This is a genomic window from Vibrio sp. Vb0304 (assembly GCF_033338995.1).
GTDB lineage: Bacteria > Pseudomonadota > Gammaproteobacteria > Enterobacterales > Vibrionaceae > Vibrio > Vibrio alginolyticus.
The window spans coordinates 1-1,344 of record NZ_JAWOTT010000152.1; the positions used below are offsets into that span (position 1 = coordinate 1).

A 1,344-nucleotide genomic window follows, 5' to 3' on the forward strand; every position below is an offset into this window, starting at 1 on the left:
CTACTGCCCGTTAAGCTCCATTTACTCTTGAGCTTCGCGCTGGATTTCATTTCCCAAAGTTTGATGCCGGATTCGAGCAAATCTTCACGATATTTGGCGTACCAGCCATGAACGGCAAAGACGTCATTCGACGCAAGGCTGTTGGTTACGATGGTGATGTCTACACCTCGCTTAGCTGCATTCGTCAGAGCTTTTGTGCCAGCTTCTGTTGGGATGAAATAAGGCGAGATGAGCACGAAAGAGTGCTCAACACTTTTTAGTAGCTCGGTTAAGTTTCCGACTAACTGACTATCGTGTGTCGTGACTTTATCTGGCAAATCGAACCAAACTTGTCCATCACCCCAGTACAAGTTCAGTTTGCCTTGTTTGAGGTCTTGATACATATCCAAGGCGGTAAAATCGTATCGGCCAGAAGAGAATTTCTCTTGCAAGTTCAGTTTGGTGACTTGTTTTTGAATCGCGGCATCGGAGACGCTTTGAGATTCTGGCGATATCCACTCCATCGGCACGGCGTGTACGCTGTTCCAATAAAGATCAAATTGATCTGCCGTTTGCTGCACGGCTTCCCCGTAGAGCAGTAAATCGAAGTCGCCGAACTCTACTTCTGATTCAAAAGAGAAATACTCGTTACCAATATTTCGTCCACCGACAATCGCAGAGACACTGTCAGCAATCAGCGATTTATTGTGCATTCGGCGGTTCAGACGTTCGAAGTCACTGGTTAACGCAAAGATTCGTGCAGAGCGGTATTGATGAGGATTGAACAGGCGTATTTCAATATTGGGGTGCGCATTTAGAGCCGCCATGACGTTGTCGTTGCGTTTTTGCATGTCATCAAGCAGCAGTCGGATTCTGACGCCTCGTTTGGCTGCTTCGTACAAACGCCAAGTGATCAGCTGGCTGGTTTCGTCACCGCGATAAATATAGTACTGAAGATCCAAGCTTTTTTGTGCGGACTCGATGAGAGAAGTACGAGCAAGAAGGGCATCGTGTCCTTGGTTGAGCGGGTAAAAGCCAGTGATGGTTTTAGGATCTTCGCCATAGCTTCAAAGTAATGAGCCAGAACCGAATCTTGTTGATAGCCGAAATGGAAAGGTGTGGATTTCTCACTTGGCTGATTTGATTCGATTGATGAGCATGCTGAAAGCACTGAGAACATGGATGCGAAAATGAATTTGGAGAGCGTATGTAACAATGGCACATTTCCTTGTCTTACAAAACCTTACTGTATTGAAGTATAGACATAAGTGCTTTCAACGTGCAGTTATCGCGGCTAAAGAACGAGTGTTTAGTCAAGTAAATCCATGAAGTGAGATCATACTGCGGGAAGAAAGCGGTATTGGG

1 pseudogene is annotated in these 1,344 nt (G+C 45.8%); it reads right to left on the minus strand.

From position 1 onward, the window contains the following. Positions 1-1,195 (minus strand): annotated as a pseudogene (locus R7P35_RS24580) (phospholipase D family protein); the annotation flags it as partial. Positions 1,196-1,344 lie beyond the last annotated feature (149 nt).